The organism is Streptomyces sp. 142MFCol3.1 (genome assembly GCF_000424945.1).
GTDB classification, from domain to species: Bacteria; Actinomycetota; Actinomycetes; order Streptomycetales; family Streptomycetaceae; genus Streptomyces; species Streptomyces siamensis.
This window is the reverse complement of the sequence record NZ_AUKV01000007.1, coordinates 226,221-240,162: the sequence shown is the minus strand read 5'-3', so window position 1 is coordinate 240,162 and position 13,942 is coordinate 226,221. Positions and strand designations below refer to the sequence as shown.

Here is a 13,942-nt window from a genome sequence, read left to right as displayed (position 1 = left end):
CTAGTCCACGAAGCCACGGTAGGGGTGGGCCGGGGAGACGTGAGCCGGGCAGGACGCCGCGACCGCGTTGAAGGCGAGGACGCCGGCCACGCCGCCGGCGAAGTGCGGGCTCGGACCGAGACCCGCGCCGGACGGGGACAGCCCGCACTGCTCGCGCAGCCCCGGCACGGCGGGGCCGTAGAGCGCCTGGAGCATGCCGATGAGGACGAACGCGACGCGGGACGCGACCGCGGCCGGACGGCTGAAGAGCCGGCCGGCCGCGACGGGCGTGAGGGTGTCAGTCATGGATCTTTGAGAAGACGAACGAGAACTCGGCCGGGCCGGCGTGCAGTTGGTACTGGGGCAGGGCCCCCGGCCCGCACGACTGCGAACCGATGCCCTGCTGCCCGTGATCGAGGTTGACCCAGACCGTGCCGCCGGGCACCAGGTCCGTCAGGTGGTCGGCGGCGTCGAGCTGTTCCGTCGTCCAGCGGCGCGCGGTGAACCAGAAGGCCGGCTCGCCCTCGACGCGCAGGCCGCCGATCTCCGCCCGGCGCACGTCGGCCCGGGCGCCGTTCTCCTGCGGACGTACGTACGGCGTCTGGAGGTCCTCCACCGAGGACTCCCAGCGCCCCAGCATCGAGGCCGACCCGGTGTCCGGATAGGCCTCACCCGGGCCACCGCCGAACCAGACCGCACGGTCCGCCGGACCCGTGAGCCCCAGCCGGATCCCCAGGCGGGGCAGGGGAAGCGTCCACGCGCCCTCGGGTGCCACGGACACGGTGAGCCGCAGCCGCGTCCCGTCGGACGTCCACCGGTACACCGTGCGCAGGCCGGTCTCCCGGCCGGCGGGCGCCACCCGGGTGCGTACGGTCAGCGCGTCGTCGCCCAGCTCCACGGCGTCCAGCCGGTGACGCATCCGGTGCAGGCCCAGCTTGCGCCAGAGCGGGCCGAGGCGCGCGTCCGGCTGCCAGTGCGCGCCGTTGTCGTTGTCGGTCGGCGCACGCCACACGTCCAGGCGCAGACCGGTGACTTCGATTCCGCCGATCGTCCGCAGCGCACCCGTGCGGGCGTCGAAGGCGGCCGGCCCCAGAGTGATGTCCCGCAGGCCGAGCACCGGACCGCCGGTCTGCTCGACTCGGGGCAACGGGCGTGCGGTGACCGGCAGTTGGGTCCACGCCACGACATGACCCCGCGGGCCCCAGGCGGTCCCGTCGGCCAGCACGGCCCGCACCGTCCACCGCGTCTCGGCCCCGCGCCCGTCCGCGGACGGCGGTGGCAGCTTGACGTCCGCCGAATCGCCCGGGCCGAGCGCGGGCACCGGCAGCACACCCGACTCGACACTCACCCCGTCGACCTGGAACGACCACTCGAAGGCCAGCCCGGACAGGTCCGCGAAGTCGTAGGCGTTGGTGACGCGCACCGTCCCGGCCGGACCGTCGCCTTCGATGCGGACCGGTTCGATCACCTTCTTGTACTCGACCAGTCCCGGCGACGGCGTGCGGTCGGGGAAGAGCAGCCCGTCGCACACGAAGTTCCCGTCGTGCAGCTCCTCGCCGAAGTCGCCGCCGTACGCGAACCCGTACCGTCCGTCCTTGATCCCGTGGTCGATCCACTCCCAGACGAAGCCGCCCTGGACGCGGTCGTAGGACTCGAACAGACGCTGGTAGTCGGCGATCCCGCCGGGGCCGTTGCCCATGGCGTGCGCGTACTCGCACAGGATGAAGGGGAGTCCGCGCCGCTTGTGGGTGCCGCCGTCCAGGCCCCTGCCGATCCGTTCGACCTCCGCGTGCCCGGTGTACATCCGCGCGTACATGTCCGTGTCCCGGCAGTCGGGGTCTCCCTCGTAGTGGATCAGCCGTGAACCGTCCCGGCCGCGGATCCACTCGGCCATCGCGGTGAGGCCGCGGCCCGTGCCGGCCTCGTTGCCGAGCGACCAGACGACGACGGACGGGTGGTTCTTGTCGCGCTCGACCATCCGGGCCGCTCGGTCGAGCAGCGCCGGGGTCCAGCGCTCGTCGTCGACGGGATTGTCGCGCCATGCCTGCTCGGTGAAGCCGTGGGTCTCCAGGTCGCACTCGTCGATCACCCACAGCCCGTACTCGTCGCACAGGTCGAGGAAGGCGGGGTGCGGCGGGTAGTGCGAGGTGCGCACGGCGTTGATGTTGTGCCGCTTCATCAGCAGCACGTCCTCGCGCATGGTCTCCAGATCGAGTGCGCGGCCCCGCTCCGGGTGCCACTCGTGCCGGTTGACACCCTTGAAGAGGATCGCCCGGCCGTTGACCTTGATCAGGCCGTCGTCGAGCGCGACCGTGCGGAAGCCGATGCACAGCGGGACACGTTCGCCCTCGGTGACCAGGGTGCCGTCGTACAGCCGTGGCGTCTCCGCGGTCCACGGCCGCACCGGCACGGTCACCGGCTCACCGGTCGCGACGTCGATGTCCAGGCCGGGGACGACGACCCGCCCGTCGACGTCGGAGTCGACCCGCAGCGTCCCGAGGCCCTCGACGTGGTCGTAGGAGGCGTGCACGAAGTAGTCGAGGACGCTGCCCGGCGGACGGTGCAGGAGCGTGACGTCCCGGAAGATGCCCGGCAGCCACCACTGGTCCTGGTCCTCCAGATAGGAGCCCGACGACCACTGGTGGACGCGCACCGCCAGCACGTTGCCGGTCGGCTTCAGCAGGTGCCCGACGGCGAACTCGTGCGGCAGCCGGGACCCCTTGAACTCGCCGATGTCCGTGCCGTTGAGCCACACCCGGGCGCAGGACTCCACACCGTCGAAGCGCAGCACGGAGCCGCCCTCGGCGGGCCAGTCGCCGGGCAGGTCGAAGTGACGCAGATGGTCGCCGGTCGGGTTCTCGGTCGGCACCCTCGGCGGATCGACCGGGAACGGGTAGAGGTGATTGGTGTAGATCGGCTTGCCGTGACCCTGGAGCACCCAGTGGCCGGGGACGGTGATCTCGGCCCAGTCCCCGGCGTCGTGGCCCGCCGCCGCGAAGGAGTCGTCGTGCGCGTCGGCGGTGGGCGACAGGCGGAAACGCCAACTGCCGTTCAGTGACAGGGTCCTGGCGTTCGAGGAAGGGTGGCGGGCGCGTGGCGGGAGGGTGCCGCCGCCCGGCGAGACGTCCTCGACGTAGTCGGTGGCGGTGGTTCGCAAAGACATCGGTCTCCAGGTCGTGGAAGGGACGTGTCAGCCCTTGATGCCGGTCTGTGCGATCCCCTGCACCAGCCAGCGCTGGAGGAAGAGGAAGACGAACACCAGGGGCAGGATGGAAACGGCCGTGGCCATGAAGATCAGATGGAAGTTGACGGTCTGGTTGGTCATGTACGACGAGAGCGCGACCTGGACCGTCCACGCCTGCGGGTCCTGGCCGATGACCAGCGGCCACAGGAAGGCGTTCCAGCCGCTGATGAAGGTGATGGTCGCGATCGCGGCGAAGAAGTTCAGCGAGTTGGGCACGACGACGCGCCAGTACGCGCCCCAGTACCCGAGCCCGTCCACCCGCGCCGCCTCCTCCAGCTCCCTGGGGAACCCCAGGAAGTACTGCCGGAACAGGAAGCAGGTGAAACCGCTGAACAGCCCCGGGACGACGAGCCCGCGCAGGCTGTCCACCCAGCCGAGCGAGGAGACGAGCACGAAGCTCGGCACGAAGGTGACGGCGGCGGGCACCATCAGGGTCACCAGGACGGCGTAGAAGATCTTGTCGGCGTGCCGGTAGGGGATGCGGGCGAGGCCGTAACCGGCGAGGGAGCAGACCAGCAGGGTGCCCAGGGTGTGCAGGACGCCGACGACCGCGGAGTTCCACAGGGACCGGGCGAAGGGGACCGTGGTGTCGTCGAACAGTTCGCCGATGTTGCCCCATTGGAGATGGGTGGGGAAGAACGTCCAGTTCTCGCCGGTGATCTCGACGTCCGTGGACAGGGCGTTGCGGACGAGCACGTAGAAGGGAACCAGGAAGAGCAGGGTCGCGATGCCGGTGGCGACGTACAGGCCGGTGTTGCCGAGGACACCGCGCCGGTCGCGTCGGCGTCCGCGCCCGTTCGGCGGGGCGACGGGGGCCGCGTGGTTCTTGATGACGGTGCTCACTTGGCCTCGTCCCTCCTTCCGAATCCCATGAACCTGCCCTGGAGCAGGGTGACGAGGCAGATCAGCAGGGTGAGGACGACGGCGCCCGCGCTGCCCGCGCCGTAGTCCTGGGCCTGGCCGAGTGCCGTGTAGTACAGCTCGACGAGGGGCGGACGGCCCCACGTGGTCTTCGACAGCAGGTTGAAGAACTCGTCGAAGGCCTGGTAGGCGGCCACGAGCAGCAACAGGATCACAGCGGTCGACGTCGCGCGCAGCTGCGGCAGGGTGATGTGGCGGAAGGTCTGCCAGCCGGGCCTGGCACCGTCGATGGCGGCGGCCTCGTAGAGTTCCGGCGGGATGTTCTGGAGCGCTGCCAGGAACAGGATCATGTAGAAGCCGGACTGGAGCCACAGGCGCGCGGTGACGATGACGAGCCAGTACCAGGGCGGGTCGGGGTTCGCCAGCCAGGCGATGTTGTCGATGCCGAACCAGCCGAGGACCGTGTTCATCAGGCCGAAGCGGACCCCGCTGAAGAGGGACATCTTCCAGATCAGCGAGGCGGCGACGTAGCTGCACGCGGTGGGCAGGAAGAACACGGAGCGGAAGAACGCCCGCATGAACCGCAGCCGGTTGACCATCAGCGCGAGCCCCAGCGAGACGGCCCAGGTCAGGGGCACGATGAGTGCGGCGAAGACGGTGAAGGTGACGAGGGCGCCGGTGAAGTCGCTGTTCTCCAGCATCTGCCGGTAGTTGTCGAGACCGACGAACTTGTCGGGGGTGACCGTGAAGCGTGCCTCGAAGAAGCTCAGCCAGAGACTCCAGCCGATCGGGATGTAGACGAAGACCAGCAGGCCGACGAGGAACGGGCCGGTGAAGACCCAGAAGGCGAGGGTGCTGCTGCCCCGCGGCCCACGCCTCGGCCGGGCCGGGGAGACCGCGGCCCGGGCGGGGCGCGCGGCACCGCGCGTCGTGGTGGTCGGCATGTCGTAACCCGCCCGCCGGCCTATCCGAAGAGCTTCTTGAGCTCGCGGTTCACGGTCTTGTCGGCCTTGTCGAGAGCGGCCTCCGGGTCGCCGTCCTTGCGGACGCAGTCGGCGAAGACGTCCTCCAGCGCGGTGATCATGCTCTGGGTCCAGCCGATGTTGTCGAAGTGCCCGTACTCGTTGAAGAGGTTGACGCCCTCGGCGGGCAGGCCGGACTTGAGCTTGGTGGCGCCCGCGGCGAGCGAGGAGCGGGGCGGTATGTGGAAGCCGTAGGAGAGCGACCAGTCCTCCTGGTACTTCTTCTGGTCGATCCACAGCCACTTCACGTACTCCTTGGCCAGGTCGACGTTCTCGCCCTTGGCGTTGACGAACATGGACCAGCCGCCGTTGTAGACGGAGGGTCGGCCGCCGTCGGTGACCTTGGGGAAGGGGAAGACGCCGATGTCGTCGCCGAGTGCCTTCTGCATCTGCGGCATGGCCCACATGCCGCAGAACTGGATCGCGCACAGGCCCTGGTCGATCGCGGAGGGGTCCCAGTAGTCGGCCGGGGCGTCGAGGAGGAGGTGTCCGCCGGTGAAGAGCTTGCGCATCTTCTTGAGGCCTTCCCTGACCCCCTCCGTGTGGTATGCGATGCGGTTCTGGTCGTCGAGGGTGTCGGCGCCGGCGGACCAGATCATCGGGTTGATGACCGCGTGCAGGTCGTTGCCGAGGAAGAGGCCCTTGACCTTGTCGGTGGTGAGCCTGGCGGCGGCCTCGATCAGCTCGTCGAGCGTGGCCGGCACCTCGACACCCGCCTTCTCCAGCAGCGACGGGCGGTAGAAGAAGAACTGCGGGTCGTCGATCATCCGGACGCCGTAGATCTTCCCGTCGACCGTGTGCGAGGCGATGTCGGCCGGATTGAAGTCGTCCTTGACCGGCTCGACGATGTCGCTCAGGTCGGCGACCTGGCCGCTCCTGACGAGCTGGATCTGTGGATGGAACTCGAACAGGTCGGGCGCGTTCTTGGTGAGCAGGGAGGCGAAGAGCTTGCTCTCGAAGTCGGAGCCGGTGATCCACTGCGTGGTCACGTTCGCCTTGTCGTAGTCCTTCGCGTACCGCTTGACGGCCTGTTCGGTGCCGGCTTCGCCGTACGCGTGGAAGTACTGGACGAGGTTCTTGCCCGAACCGCTGCCCCCTCCACGGCCGTTGTTGCCCCCGCACGCGGCCAGCGGGCCGAGTGCGGCGAGGCCCGCGGCGGCACGCAGTACGGATCGGCGGTCCCAGTTGCTGCTGCTCATTGCCGACATGCTTGACGTCCTTGTCTCGAATACGGCTGCGGCTCGGTCGCTCACGCGCCAAGGCTCAAAGAACGTTGCGGTGCGGGACGTTAACCTTCGGCTAATACTTCGGCAAGGGGTTGGACGAAGCCCGTTCGACGAGTTGTGGCGGGTTCGGAGCACCGGACAGGACGAGTCGGCGGACGGTCAGGACGGCCGCGCGGGCGCCGTCGGTCCCGTGCGATCAGCGCGGCATGGGCAGGCCGGGGTGCGATCCGTCGTCACGGGGACGGTGGACGGCGCCGTCGCCGCCGGGAGCCGTGGCCGAGCGCCTCCGCTTCGAGGGGCGTCGGCGTCGGATCCCCGGCCGTGGTCAGCCCTTCGAGCCGCCGCGCGCCCGCACCCGTGTCGTGGCCGTGCCCCGCTGCCCGACCGGCTGAAGGGCCCCTTCCAGGGCGAACGTCGCGGCGCCCAGGCAGACAGGGTCGGTCGGAATGGGGGAGAGGACGATCTCGGTGGCGGCCAGCGGCCGCTTCAACGCGTGCCGGGCCACCGCGTCGCGCACCTCGTGCAGCAGCGGCTCCCCGAGCGTGGCCGCGACCCAGCTGCTGAGCACGACCACTTCGGGGTTCAGCAGATTCACCAGGTCGGAGATTCCGGCGCCGAGATAACGGGCGGTGTCCCGCACGACCTTGAGCGCCACGGGGTCCTGTGCGGCGACACCCCGCGCGAGCGCGTCGATGGTGGCGGTCTGGTCCTCCGGGTGCAGCAGCGCGCTCCCAGGGCTCAGCTCCCGCAGATTCAGCATGATGCCCGGCGCCCCGACATAGGTCTCCACGCAGCCGTGATTGCCGCAGTGGCACAGCCGGCCGTCCAGGACCAGCGTCGTGTGGCCCCATTCGCCCGCGCTGTTGCTGACCCCCCGGTGCAGGCCGCCGCCCAGGGCGAGCCCCGCGCCGACGCCCGTGCCCAGATTGACGACCACTGCGTCGCCGCGCCCCCGGGCCGCGCCGAACCAGAGCTCCGCGACCGCGCAGGCGCGCAGCGGATTGTCGAGATGCAGCGGGTAGGCGATGTGCTCGGCGAGCAGGTCGAGCAACGGCACGTCGTGCCAGTCCCAGTTGGGTGCGTACTCGCAGACGCCGCCCTCCCGGTCGACCTGGCCGGGCACGCTCACCCCGACGCCCAGGACCCGGGCCGCCTCCACGCCGGCCTGCGCGACCACCGAGCCGACGGCCGTGGCGACGTGTCCGACGACCTGCTCCGGACGGCTCTCGCCGGGGCGCATGTCCTCGTCGGCGCGCGCCAGCACGTTCAGCGCCAGGTCGAAGAGCTCGACCCGCACATACGTCTCCGCGATGTCGACGCCGATCAGCGCTCCCCCCGAGGCGTTGACGGCCACGAGGCCCCGCGGGCGGCCACCCGCGGAGTCCTCGAAACCGACCTCGGTCAGCATGCGCAGGTCGAGCAGCTCGCCGACGAGCGTGGCCACCGTGGCCAGACTCAGTCCGGTCGCCGCCGCCAGTTCCTGCCGGGAGGTGGGTGATTCGGCGATGATCTGACGCAGCACCTCATAGCGGTTCGCCGTACGGATGTCGCGTGATGTGCGCTTCACCGGACCTGCCACCTCGATCCCCCGGTCCCTCCCCGTCACGGCCGGGCCCAGCGGCCCCGGCGCGCCGCAAGGCTATGGCTCGGGAAGGGCTTTCGACAAGGGGTTAGGAAAGGGGCTGGAGGAAGTCCCGCACAAACGCGTTGGCGAAGGTTCCCGCCGGGTCGAGCGCACCGGCCAGCGCCCCGAAGTCGGTGAGCCGCGGACTCCGCGCACGCACCACCTCGGAGGGCACCGTGAACACCTTGCCCCAGTGCGGCCGCGCGTCGAACGGCGCCAGCGCCTCCTCGACCCGGGCCACCACCGGCAGCACCGCCTGCGTGTCCGCCACCCAGGTGAAGTGCAGCGCCACCGAGTCCCGGCCGTACGCCGGGCTCAGCCACTGGCGGTCGGCGGCCACCGTCCGCACCTCGCAGATCTGCAGCAGCGGCGCGATCACCTGGCGGATCGCGTCGAGAGCGTCCAGCGCGGCCAGGGCGTCCGAGCGCGGCAGCAGGTACTCCGACTGGAGCTCGGCGCCGCTGCTCGGGGTGAACTCGGCCCGGAAGTGGGGGAGCCGGTCGTGCCAGGGGCCGGGGACGCCGAGCTGCTCGGTGCAGTTCCGCGCGGGCATGCCGGGCACCGGGTGCATCGCCTCGGTGGCGGGCGCCGCCCACGGGAAGTCCACCGCCGGACGGTCGGTGCGCCGCTTCAGCCACACCTGCCCGAAGCCCGGCTGCCGCCAGTCGGTGAACAGGCTGACGCTGTACGCCGCCGAAGCGACCGCCTCGAAGTCCAGGCCCGCCAGCGGAAGTCCGGTGAAGACGTGCTGGCTCACCTCGAAGGCCGGCTCCAGGTCGAGGGTGAGCGCGGTGACCACGCCGAGCGCGCCGAGCGCCGTCACGGCGCCGTCGAAGCGGGTGTCGTCCCGGCCGATCGTCACGGTCGCACCGTCGGCGGTGACCAGTTCCACCTCGCGCACGGCGGAGGCGAGCGAACCGTTGGTGACACCCGAGCCGTGGGTGCCGGTCGCCACCGACCCCGCCACCGAGATGTGCGGGAGGGACGCCATGTTGTGCAGCGCCAGCCCGTGCTCGTGCACCCTGCGGGCGAGTTCGGCGTACCGCACGCCGCCCGAGACCCGTACCGTGCGGGCCGTCGTGTCGACGTCCACCGCGGGCGGCAGCCCGGTCAGCGACAGCAGTACGCCGCCGTCGCCCGGCTCCGCGATCTCGTTGAAGGAGTGACCGCTGCCCAGCACCCGCACCCGCCCGCTGTCGGCGACGAGCGTGCGCAGCGCGTCGAGCGAGCGGGGCAGGTGGAGCTCCCCGGCCGTGTACGTGATGTTGCCGGCCCAGTTGGTCAGGGTGCCTGTCGTGCCTGTCATCCCTGTCGTCCTCCACGGAAAGTCGCCGTCCGCGGCCGGGTGGGACGGCCACGTGTGGAACCTGTCCCGCCGGTCCGGCGCGGTGATCGGCCCCTTCGTTGACCCTCTCACGAAGCCACACCTACCGTAGAGACCGCTTGCTGTCGTGGAAGCCGATCGCGGCGTCGAGTGCGACACCGATCACGAAGCCGCCGAGCCGGAAGGTCACCTCGTTGCCCGAGCGTCCCCTGGCGATGTTCGCCATGACAGCCCAGAACGTGCCGCTGATCTTCCCGCCCGGGCCGATGGCCCGGCTGCGCGGGCTGGTCGACGTGGACCCCGCCCTGGTGGCGCACGACTTCACCGATCCCCGCGTCCGCGCCGTCCTCGCGGAGACCGAGATCCTCGTCACCGGCTGGGGCTGCCCCGTGCTCGACACGGCCACCCTGGACGCGGCTCCGAAACTGTGTGCCGTGCTGCACTGCGCCGGCTCCGTCAAGGGCTTCACCACGCCCGCCGTCTGGGAGCGCGGGCTCCTCGTGTCGTCGGCGGCCGACGCCAACGCGCTGCCCGTCGCCGAGTACACGCTCGCGATGATCCTGCTCGCGGGCAAAGATGTGTTCGCCCAAAGGTACCGCCTGCGTACCGAACGCGCCTTCCCTCACGGGCGGATCCTCCCCGGCACCGGCAACTTCGGGCGCCGTGTCGGCATCGTCGGAGCCTCGCGGGTCGGCCGCCGTCTCGTCGAACTGCTGCGCCCCTTCGACCTGGAGGTGAGCCTCGCCGACCCGTACCTCGACGAGGCGGGGGCGGCGGCGCTCGGCGTCCGGCTGCTGCCGCTGGACGACCTGCTCACCGGCAGCGACATCGTGACCGTCCACGCCCCGCAGACGCCCGAGACCCGGCACATGATCGGCCGTCGCGAACTCGCCCTGATGCCCACCGGATCCGTCCTGATCAACACCGCCCGCGGCTCCCTCGTCGAGCACGACGCCCTGGCCGCCGAGCTGCGCGCCGACCGGATCGGCGCGATCCTCGACGTCACCGACCCCGAGCCGCTGCCGGCCGACTCCCCGCTGTACGACCTGCCGAACGCCTTCATCACCCCCCATCTCGCGGGGTCGCAGGGCAACGAGGTCGCCCGGCTGGGCCGCACGGTGCTGGAGGAACTCGAACGGCTGCTGTCGGGGCAGGAGTTGGCGTGCCGGGTCGACGCGGCCGGGCTGGAGCACGCGGCCTGAGGAGTCCCGCGCGCCCCGGGGCCGGGCCGGCGCGGGCGACGGGGGTTCAGGTCGGCCTCTCCGGCCGGCACGAGCACGGGGGCGGTGAGGGGCGGGCGCGGCACGGGTGGCCGCCGGGTCGTAGGCTCCCCCGCCGCCGTGGAGCGCGGCCGACTCGTGCGCTGCCCGGGCGGGGGCCGGCGCGGTCCCGTCGGGCGGGAAGAAGGTGGGCGCGGCCCGCGACTGTGCCAGCGGCGGTCCGAACGGAGCAACCCGATTCCGTCCCGCCTCCGGGGGTCCCGTGTACGGGTGGGTTCCGATGGGCAGGACACGGCAGACCGAGAGATTTGCGGAATTCGTCGCTGAGGGTGGCTCGGGGAACTGATTCCGTCAACGCATGGTGGTTGCGGTGCGATATCGGTAGCGTGCTGGCCATGACCTACGGCCCTCTCCCCGAAACCGCCCTCACCCGCCACCGCAGGCTCCGTGAGCGGGGCAGCCTCGATCGGGCCCACCTGGACGCGATCCTCGACGCGGGGTTCGTCTGCCATCTCGGCGTGATCGTCGAAGGGCGGCCGCTCGTGGTGCCGACCGTGTACGGGCGCGACGAGCGGCACCTGTACGTGCACGGTTCCGTGGCGAGCCGGAGCCTCGCCGCCGAGGACCCCGTGTGCGTGACCGTCACGCACGTCGACGGACTCGTCCTCGCCCGATCGGTGTTCGAGCACGGCGTCAACTACCGCAGCGCGATGATCCACGGGACACCCCGCAGGGTCACCGACCCGCGGGAGAAGACCGAGGGGCTGCGGCTGCTCACCGAGCACGCGGCGCCCGGCCAGTGGGACTACGCCCGCCGGCCCAGCCGCAAGGAACTGGCCGCGACGACCCTGCTCGCGCTCTCCCTGGAGGAGGCTTCCGTGAAGATCCGTACCGGAGCCCCGGACGACGGCGACGGCCCCGACGCGGCGCTCGGTCTGTGGGCGGGCACCCTGCCGCTCGTTCCCACCTGGGGCGCGCCCGAGCCCGACCCGCTGCTGCCCGCGGATCTGGCCCCTCCGGCGCACATCGCGCGACGCGGGGGGACCCGGCACGGCTGAAGTGCGGGCAGGGGCATACCGTGAGGAGTCGAGCAACGCAGACTGAACTGGTCGGGAGCGAGGAGAACGGGATGGGCAGCCGCACCGCGCTGGTCGAGGATCTGATGGAGCGGTTCCCGCACGTGCCACGGGAGGCCGTCTTCAAGGAGGACCTGCTCCGCGGGGGCGTCGCCTTCGACGCGTCGGCCCTCAGCGACAACGAGAGCGGCGAGGTCAAGCCGAAGTCCTACTTCATCTTCTCCTTCGACCACGGCACCCTGCCCGAACTGGGCGAGGCCGCCCTGCGGCGCCCGCCGGAGGAGATCATCCTCACCGGAGGGCCGTACGACCTGCGGCGCACCGTGGTGTCCGTGCGGGTCAACCCGTCCTCGCCGTACCGTGTCGCCGCCGACGCGGACGGCATGCTCGGGCTGTACCTGGACGGGAAGCGGGTCTCCGACGTCGGGGTGCCGCCCATGCCCGAGTACTACCGGCACAAGCTCTCCAACGGGAAGTCCGTGATGGAGGTGGCGCCCACCATCCAGTGGGGGTACCTGATCTACCTCACGGTCTTCCGCGTCTGCCAGTACTTCGGCGCCAAGGAGGAGTGCCAGTACTGCGACATCAACCACAACTGGCGCCAGCACAAGGCGGCCGGCCGCCCCTACACCGGCGTGAAGGACGTCGAGGAGGTCCTCGAAGCGCTGGAGATCATCGACCGGTACGACACGGCGAAGGCGTCCACCGCGTACACCCTCACCGGCGGTGCGATCACCAAGACGGTCGCCGGACGGGACGAGGCCGACTTCTACGGCCACTACGCCAAGGCCATCGAGGAGCGCTTCCCCGGACGGTGGATCGGCAAGGTCGTGGCGCAGGCGCTGCCGCGCGACGACGTGCAGCGCTTCAAGGACTACGGCGTGCAGATCTACCACCCCAACTACGAGGTGTGGGACCGCCGCCTGTTCGAGCTGTACTGCCCCGGCAAGGAGCGGTACGTCGGTCGCGACGAATGGCACAAGCGCATCCTGGACTCGGCGGAGATCTTCGGCGCGCGCAATGTCATCCCCAACTTCGTGGCGGGCGTGGAGATGGCCGAGCCCTTCGGCTTCACCACCGTCGACGAGGCCATCGCGTCGACGACCGAGGGTCTGCGCTTCTTCATGTCGCACGGCATCACCCCGCGCTTCACCACCTGGTGCCCGGAGCCGACGACCCCGCTCGGCAAGGCCAACCCGCAGGGCGCGCCGCTCGAGTACCACATTCGTCTCCTGGACGCCTACCGCTCGACGATGGAGGACTTCGGGCTCTCCTCGCCGCCCGGATACGGCCCGCCCGGACCGGGCCGCGCCGTCTTCTCCGTCAGCTCCTTCATGGACAGCCTCCCGGCCCGGGAGGAAGCGCAGGAACCGACCCAGGTGTGACCCGTCGGCCCGCCGGGCCCAGGTGACGGCTTCCGGGAATCAAGGGGTGTGGGCGGCCGGGAGCGGTCGTCCGGCGGAGTCGTGCAGACCGGCGGCCGTGACCGGTGGCGGTCGCGGCCGTGCGGGGGAGTGGATCTGTCCGAGCCGTGAGGGTGGGGGCCATGGACGTGTGGGACGGTGCGGCCGGCGTCGACAGCGCTTCGCTGACGCTCGCGCACGACAGGCTGGGGGCCGGATGCGCACCGGTCGCCGTGTTCTCGGAACTCGCGGCACGGACCGGCGACCCGCACCTGTCGGCATGGGCCGTCTGCCTGGCACTGGGAATCCCGGCCGCGGACGTGGCGGGGCGATTCGCCCGCGGCATGGGAGACATCGCCACGGAATTCCACCCGGGCGAAGAGGAACTGTGCGGTGAGGTTTTGGAGACCGCCGGTCTGTTCGACGTCCCCCGGCCGTTCGACGAGCGGGGCACCGAGATCGCACGTCTGCTGGCGACCGCCGCCGGGGCACTGGGCGGCATGCCCAGCGGTCACGCGCTCACCCTTTCCCGCAGACGCGTCAGGGGCGAGCTGACCGGGATGTTCCTGTCGCTGGCACGGACGTCCCCCCGGCGCGAGCGGGCCAGACCCGCGGAGTACTGGGCGGCCCTGTCCGCCGCCGGTGACCTGCTGCTCCAGACCGGCGGCGAGGAAAGGCACGAGGTCGAGCGCGCGCTTCAGGAGTGCCGACGACGCGCGGCCGAACACCCGTCGAACGGGGACAGGCCCATCGCGTCGGACGCGGATTGATACGTTCCGGCGTTCCTTGCGTATCACGCGGGGGACGCCGTGCCCGGCCGGTTCGACGGACCGGACCGCTGCCACCGCGTGCCACACATGTGCGTACGGAGTTTGAATACGGCATTTGAATACGCCGCTTGTCAGTTGTGCGGGAACCGTGAAAAGCTCGGGCCCCGTCGCGAGAGACAGGCCCCAACTCCCC

The 13,942-nt window shown here is 70.9% G+C and carries 12 protein-coding genes; 4 read left to right on the top strand and 8 right to left on the bottom strand.

Translation table 11 applies throughout. From position 1 onward, the window contains the following. From H305_RS0112460 to H305_RS55750, 8 genes are all read right to left on the bottom strand, one after another. Positions 1-285 carry a hypothetical protein gene (locus tag H305_RS0112460; RefSeq protein ID WP_028800676.1) on the bottom strand — a complete coding sequence of 95 codons (285 nt, stop codon included), beginning with the start codon at positions 283-285 and terminating at the stop codon, positions 1-3. Beyond that, positions 278-3,142 (bottom strand): glycoside hydrolase family 2 TIM barrel-domain containing protein, encoded by a 2,865-nt coding sequence (locus tag H305_RS0112455; protein ID WP_028800675.1) that lies wholly within the window; start codon positions 3,140-3,142, stop codon positions 278-280. Before H305_RS0112455 ends, H305_RS0112460 begins: the two co-directional genes overlap by 8 nt. Positions 3,143-3,169: 27 nt before the next feature. Beyond that, positions 3,170-4,066 carry a carbohydrate ABC transporter permease gene (locus tag H305_RS0112450; protein ID WP_199791388.1) on the bottom strand — a complete coding sequence of 299 codons (897 nt, stop codon included), beginning with the start codon at positions 4,064-4,066 and terminating at the stop codon, positions 3,170-3,172. Further along, on the bottom strand, positions 4,063-5,028 hold the full coding sequence (locus H305_RS0112445) for a carbohydrate ABC transporter permease (protein ID WP_028800673.1): 966 nt from the start codon (positions 5,026-5,028) through the stop codon (positions 4,063-4,065). The genes H305_RS0112450 and H305_RS0112445 overlap by 4 nt, the downstream gene beginning before the upstream one ends. Before the next feature lie 20 nt (positions 5,029-5,048). Further along, positions 5,049-6,314, bottom strand: coding sequence for an ABC transporter substrate-binding protein (locus H305_RS0112440; protein ID WP_028800672.1), 1,266 nt, complete (start codon positions 6,312-6,314; stop codon positions 5,049-5,051). Positions 6,315-6,657: 343 nt separating this feature from the next. Beyond that, positions 6,658-7,899 carry an ROK family transcriptional regulator gene (locus H305_RS0112435; protein ID WP_028800671.1) on the bottom strand — a complete coding sequence of 414 codons (1,242 nt, stop codon included), beginning with the start codon at positions 7,897-7,899 and terminating at the stop codon, positions 6,658-6,660. A 103-nt stretch (positions 7,900-8,002) separates the two neighbouring features. Then, the gene (locus H305_RS0112430; protein WP_028800670.1) at positions 8,003-9,262 is read right to left on the bottom strand and encodes an FAD-binding protein; all 1,260 of its coding nucleotides are present in this window, start codon (positions 9,260-9,262) and stop codon (positions 8,003-8,005) included. Between the two features lie 121 nt (positions 9,263-9,383). Then, positions 9,384-9,506, bottom strand: coding sequence for a hypothetical protein (locus H305_RS55750; protein WP_267880792.1), 123 nt, complete (start codon positions 9,504-9,506; stop codon positions 9,384-9,386). Here H305_RS55750 and H305_RS0112420 point away from each other — a divergent pair. The 4 genes from H305_RS0112420 to H305_RS45605 all read left to right on the top strand — a co-directional run bounded on the left by H305_RS0112420 (position 9,475) and on the right by H305_RS45605 (position 13,749). Beyond that, positions 9,475-10,482 (top strand): hydroxyacid dehydrogenase, encoded by a 1,008-nt coding sequence (locus tag H305_RS0112420; RefSeq protein WP_028800669.1) that lies wholly within the window; start codon positions 9,475-9,477, stop codon positions 10,480-10,482. The genes H305_RS55750 and H305_RS0112420 overlap by 32 nt on opposite strands. Before the next feature lie 413 nt (positions 10,483-10,895). Further along, on the top strand, positions 10,896-11,558 hold the full coding sequence (locus H305_RS0112415; protein WP_028800668.1) for a pyridoxamine 5'-phosphate oxidase family protein: 663 nt from the start codon (positions 10,896-10,898) through the stop codon (positions 11,556-11,558). Positions 11,559-11,629: 71 nt separating this feature from the next. Then, positions 11,630-12,961, top strand: coding sequence for a radical SAM protein (locus tag H305_RS0112410; RefSeq protein WP_028800667.1), 1,332 nt, complete (start codon positions 11,630-11,632; stop codon positions 12,959-12,961). Between the two features lie 161 nt (positions 12,962-13,122). Beyond that, positions 13,123-13,749, top strand: a complete 627-nt coding sequence (locus tag H305_RS45605; RefSeq protein WP_051370540.1) for a hypothetical protein — start codon at positions 13,123-13,125, stop codon at positions 13,747-13,749. The last annotated feature ends 193 nt before the right edge of the window (positions 13,750-13,942 follow it).

What these genes read in the sequence shown, in the direction of transcription:
- H305_RS0112460 (WP_028800676.1), bottom strand. Translation starts at nt 285, where the DNA reads ATGACTGACACCCTCACGCCCGTCGCGGCCGGCCGGCTCTTCAGCCGT.
- H305_RS0112455 (WP_028800675.1), bottom strand. Translation starts at nt 3,142, where the DNA reads ATGTCTTTGCGAACCACCGCCACCGACTACGTCGAGGACGTCTCGCCG.
- H305_RS0112445 (WP_028800673.1), bottom strand. Translation starts at nt 5,028, where the DNA reads ATGCCGACCACCACGACGCGCGGTGCCGCGCGCCCCGCCCGGGCCGCG.
- H305_RS0112440 (WP_028800672.1), bottom strand. Translation starts at nt 6,314, where the DNA reads ATGTCGGCAATGAGCAGCAGCAACTGGGACCGCCGATCCGTACTGCGT.
- H305_RS0112430 (WP_028800670.1), bottom strand. Translation starts at nt 9,262, where the DNA reads ATGACAGGCACGACAGGCACCCTGACCAACTGGGCCGGCAACATCACG.
- H305_RS55750 (WP_267880792.1), bottom strand. Translation starts at nt 9,506, where the DNA reads ATGGCGAACATCGCCAGGGGACGCTCGGGCAACGAGGTGACCTTCCGG.
- H305_RS0112415 (WP_028800668.1), top strand. Translation starts at nt 10,896, where the DNA reads ATGACCTACGGCCCTCTCCCCGAAACCGCCCTCACCCGCCACCGCAGG.
- H305_RS0112410 (WP_028800667.1), top strand. Translation starts at nt 11,630, where the DNA reads ATGGGCAGCCGCACCGCGCTGGTCGAGGATCTGATGGAGCGGTTCCCG.
- H305_RS45605 (WP_051370540.1), top strand. Translation starts at nt 13,123, where the DNA reads ATGGACGTGTGGGACGGTGCGGCCGGCGTCGACAGCGCTTCGCTGACG.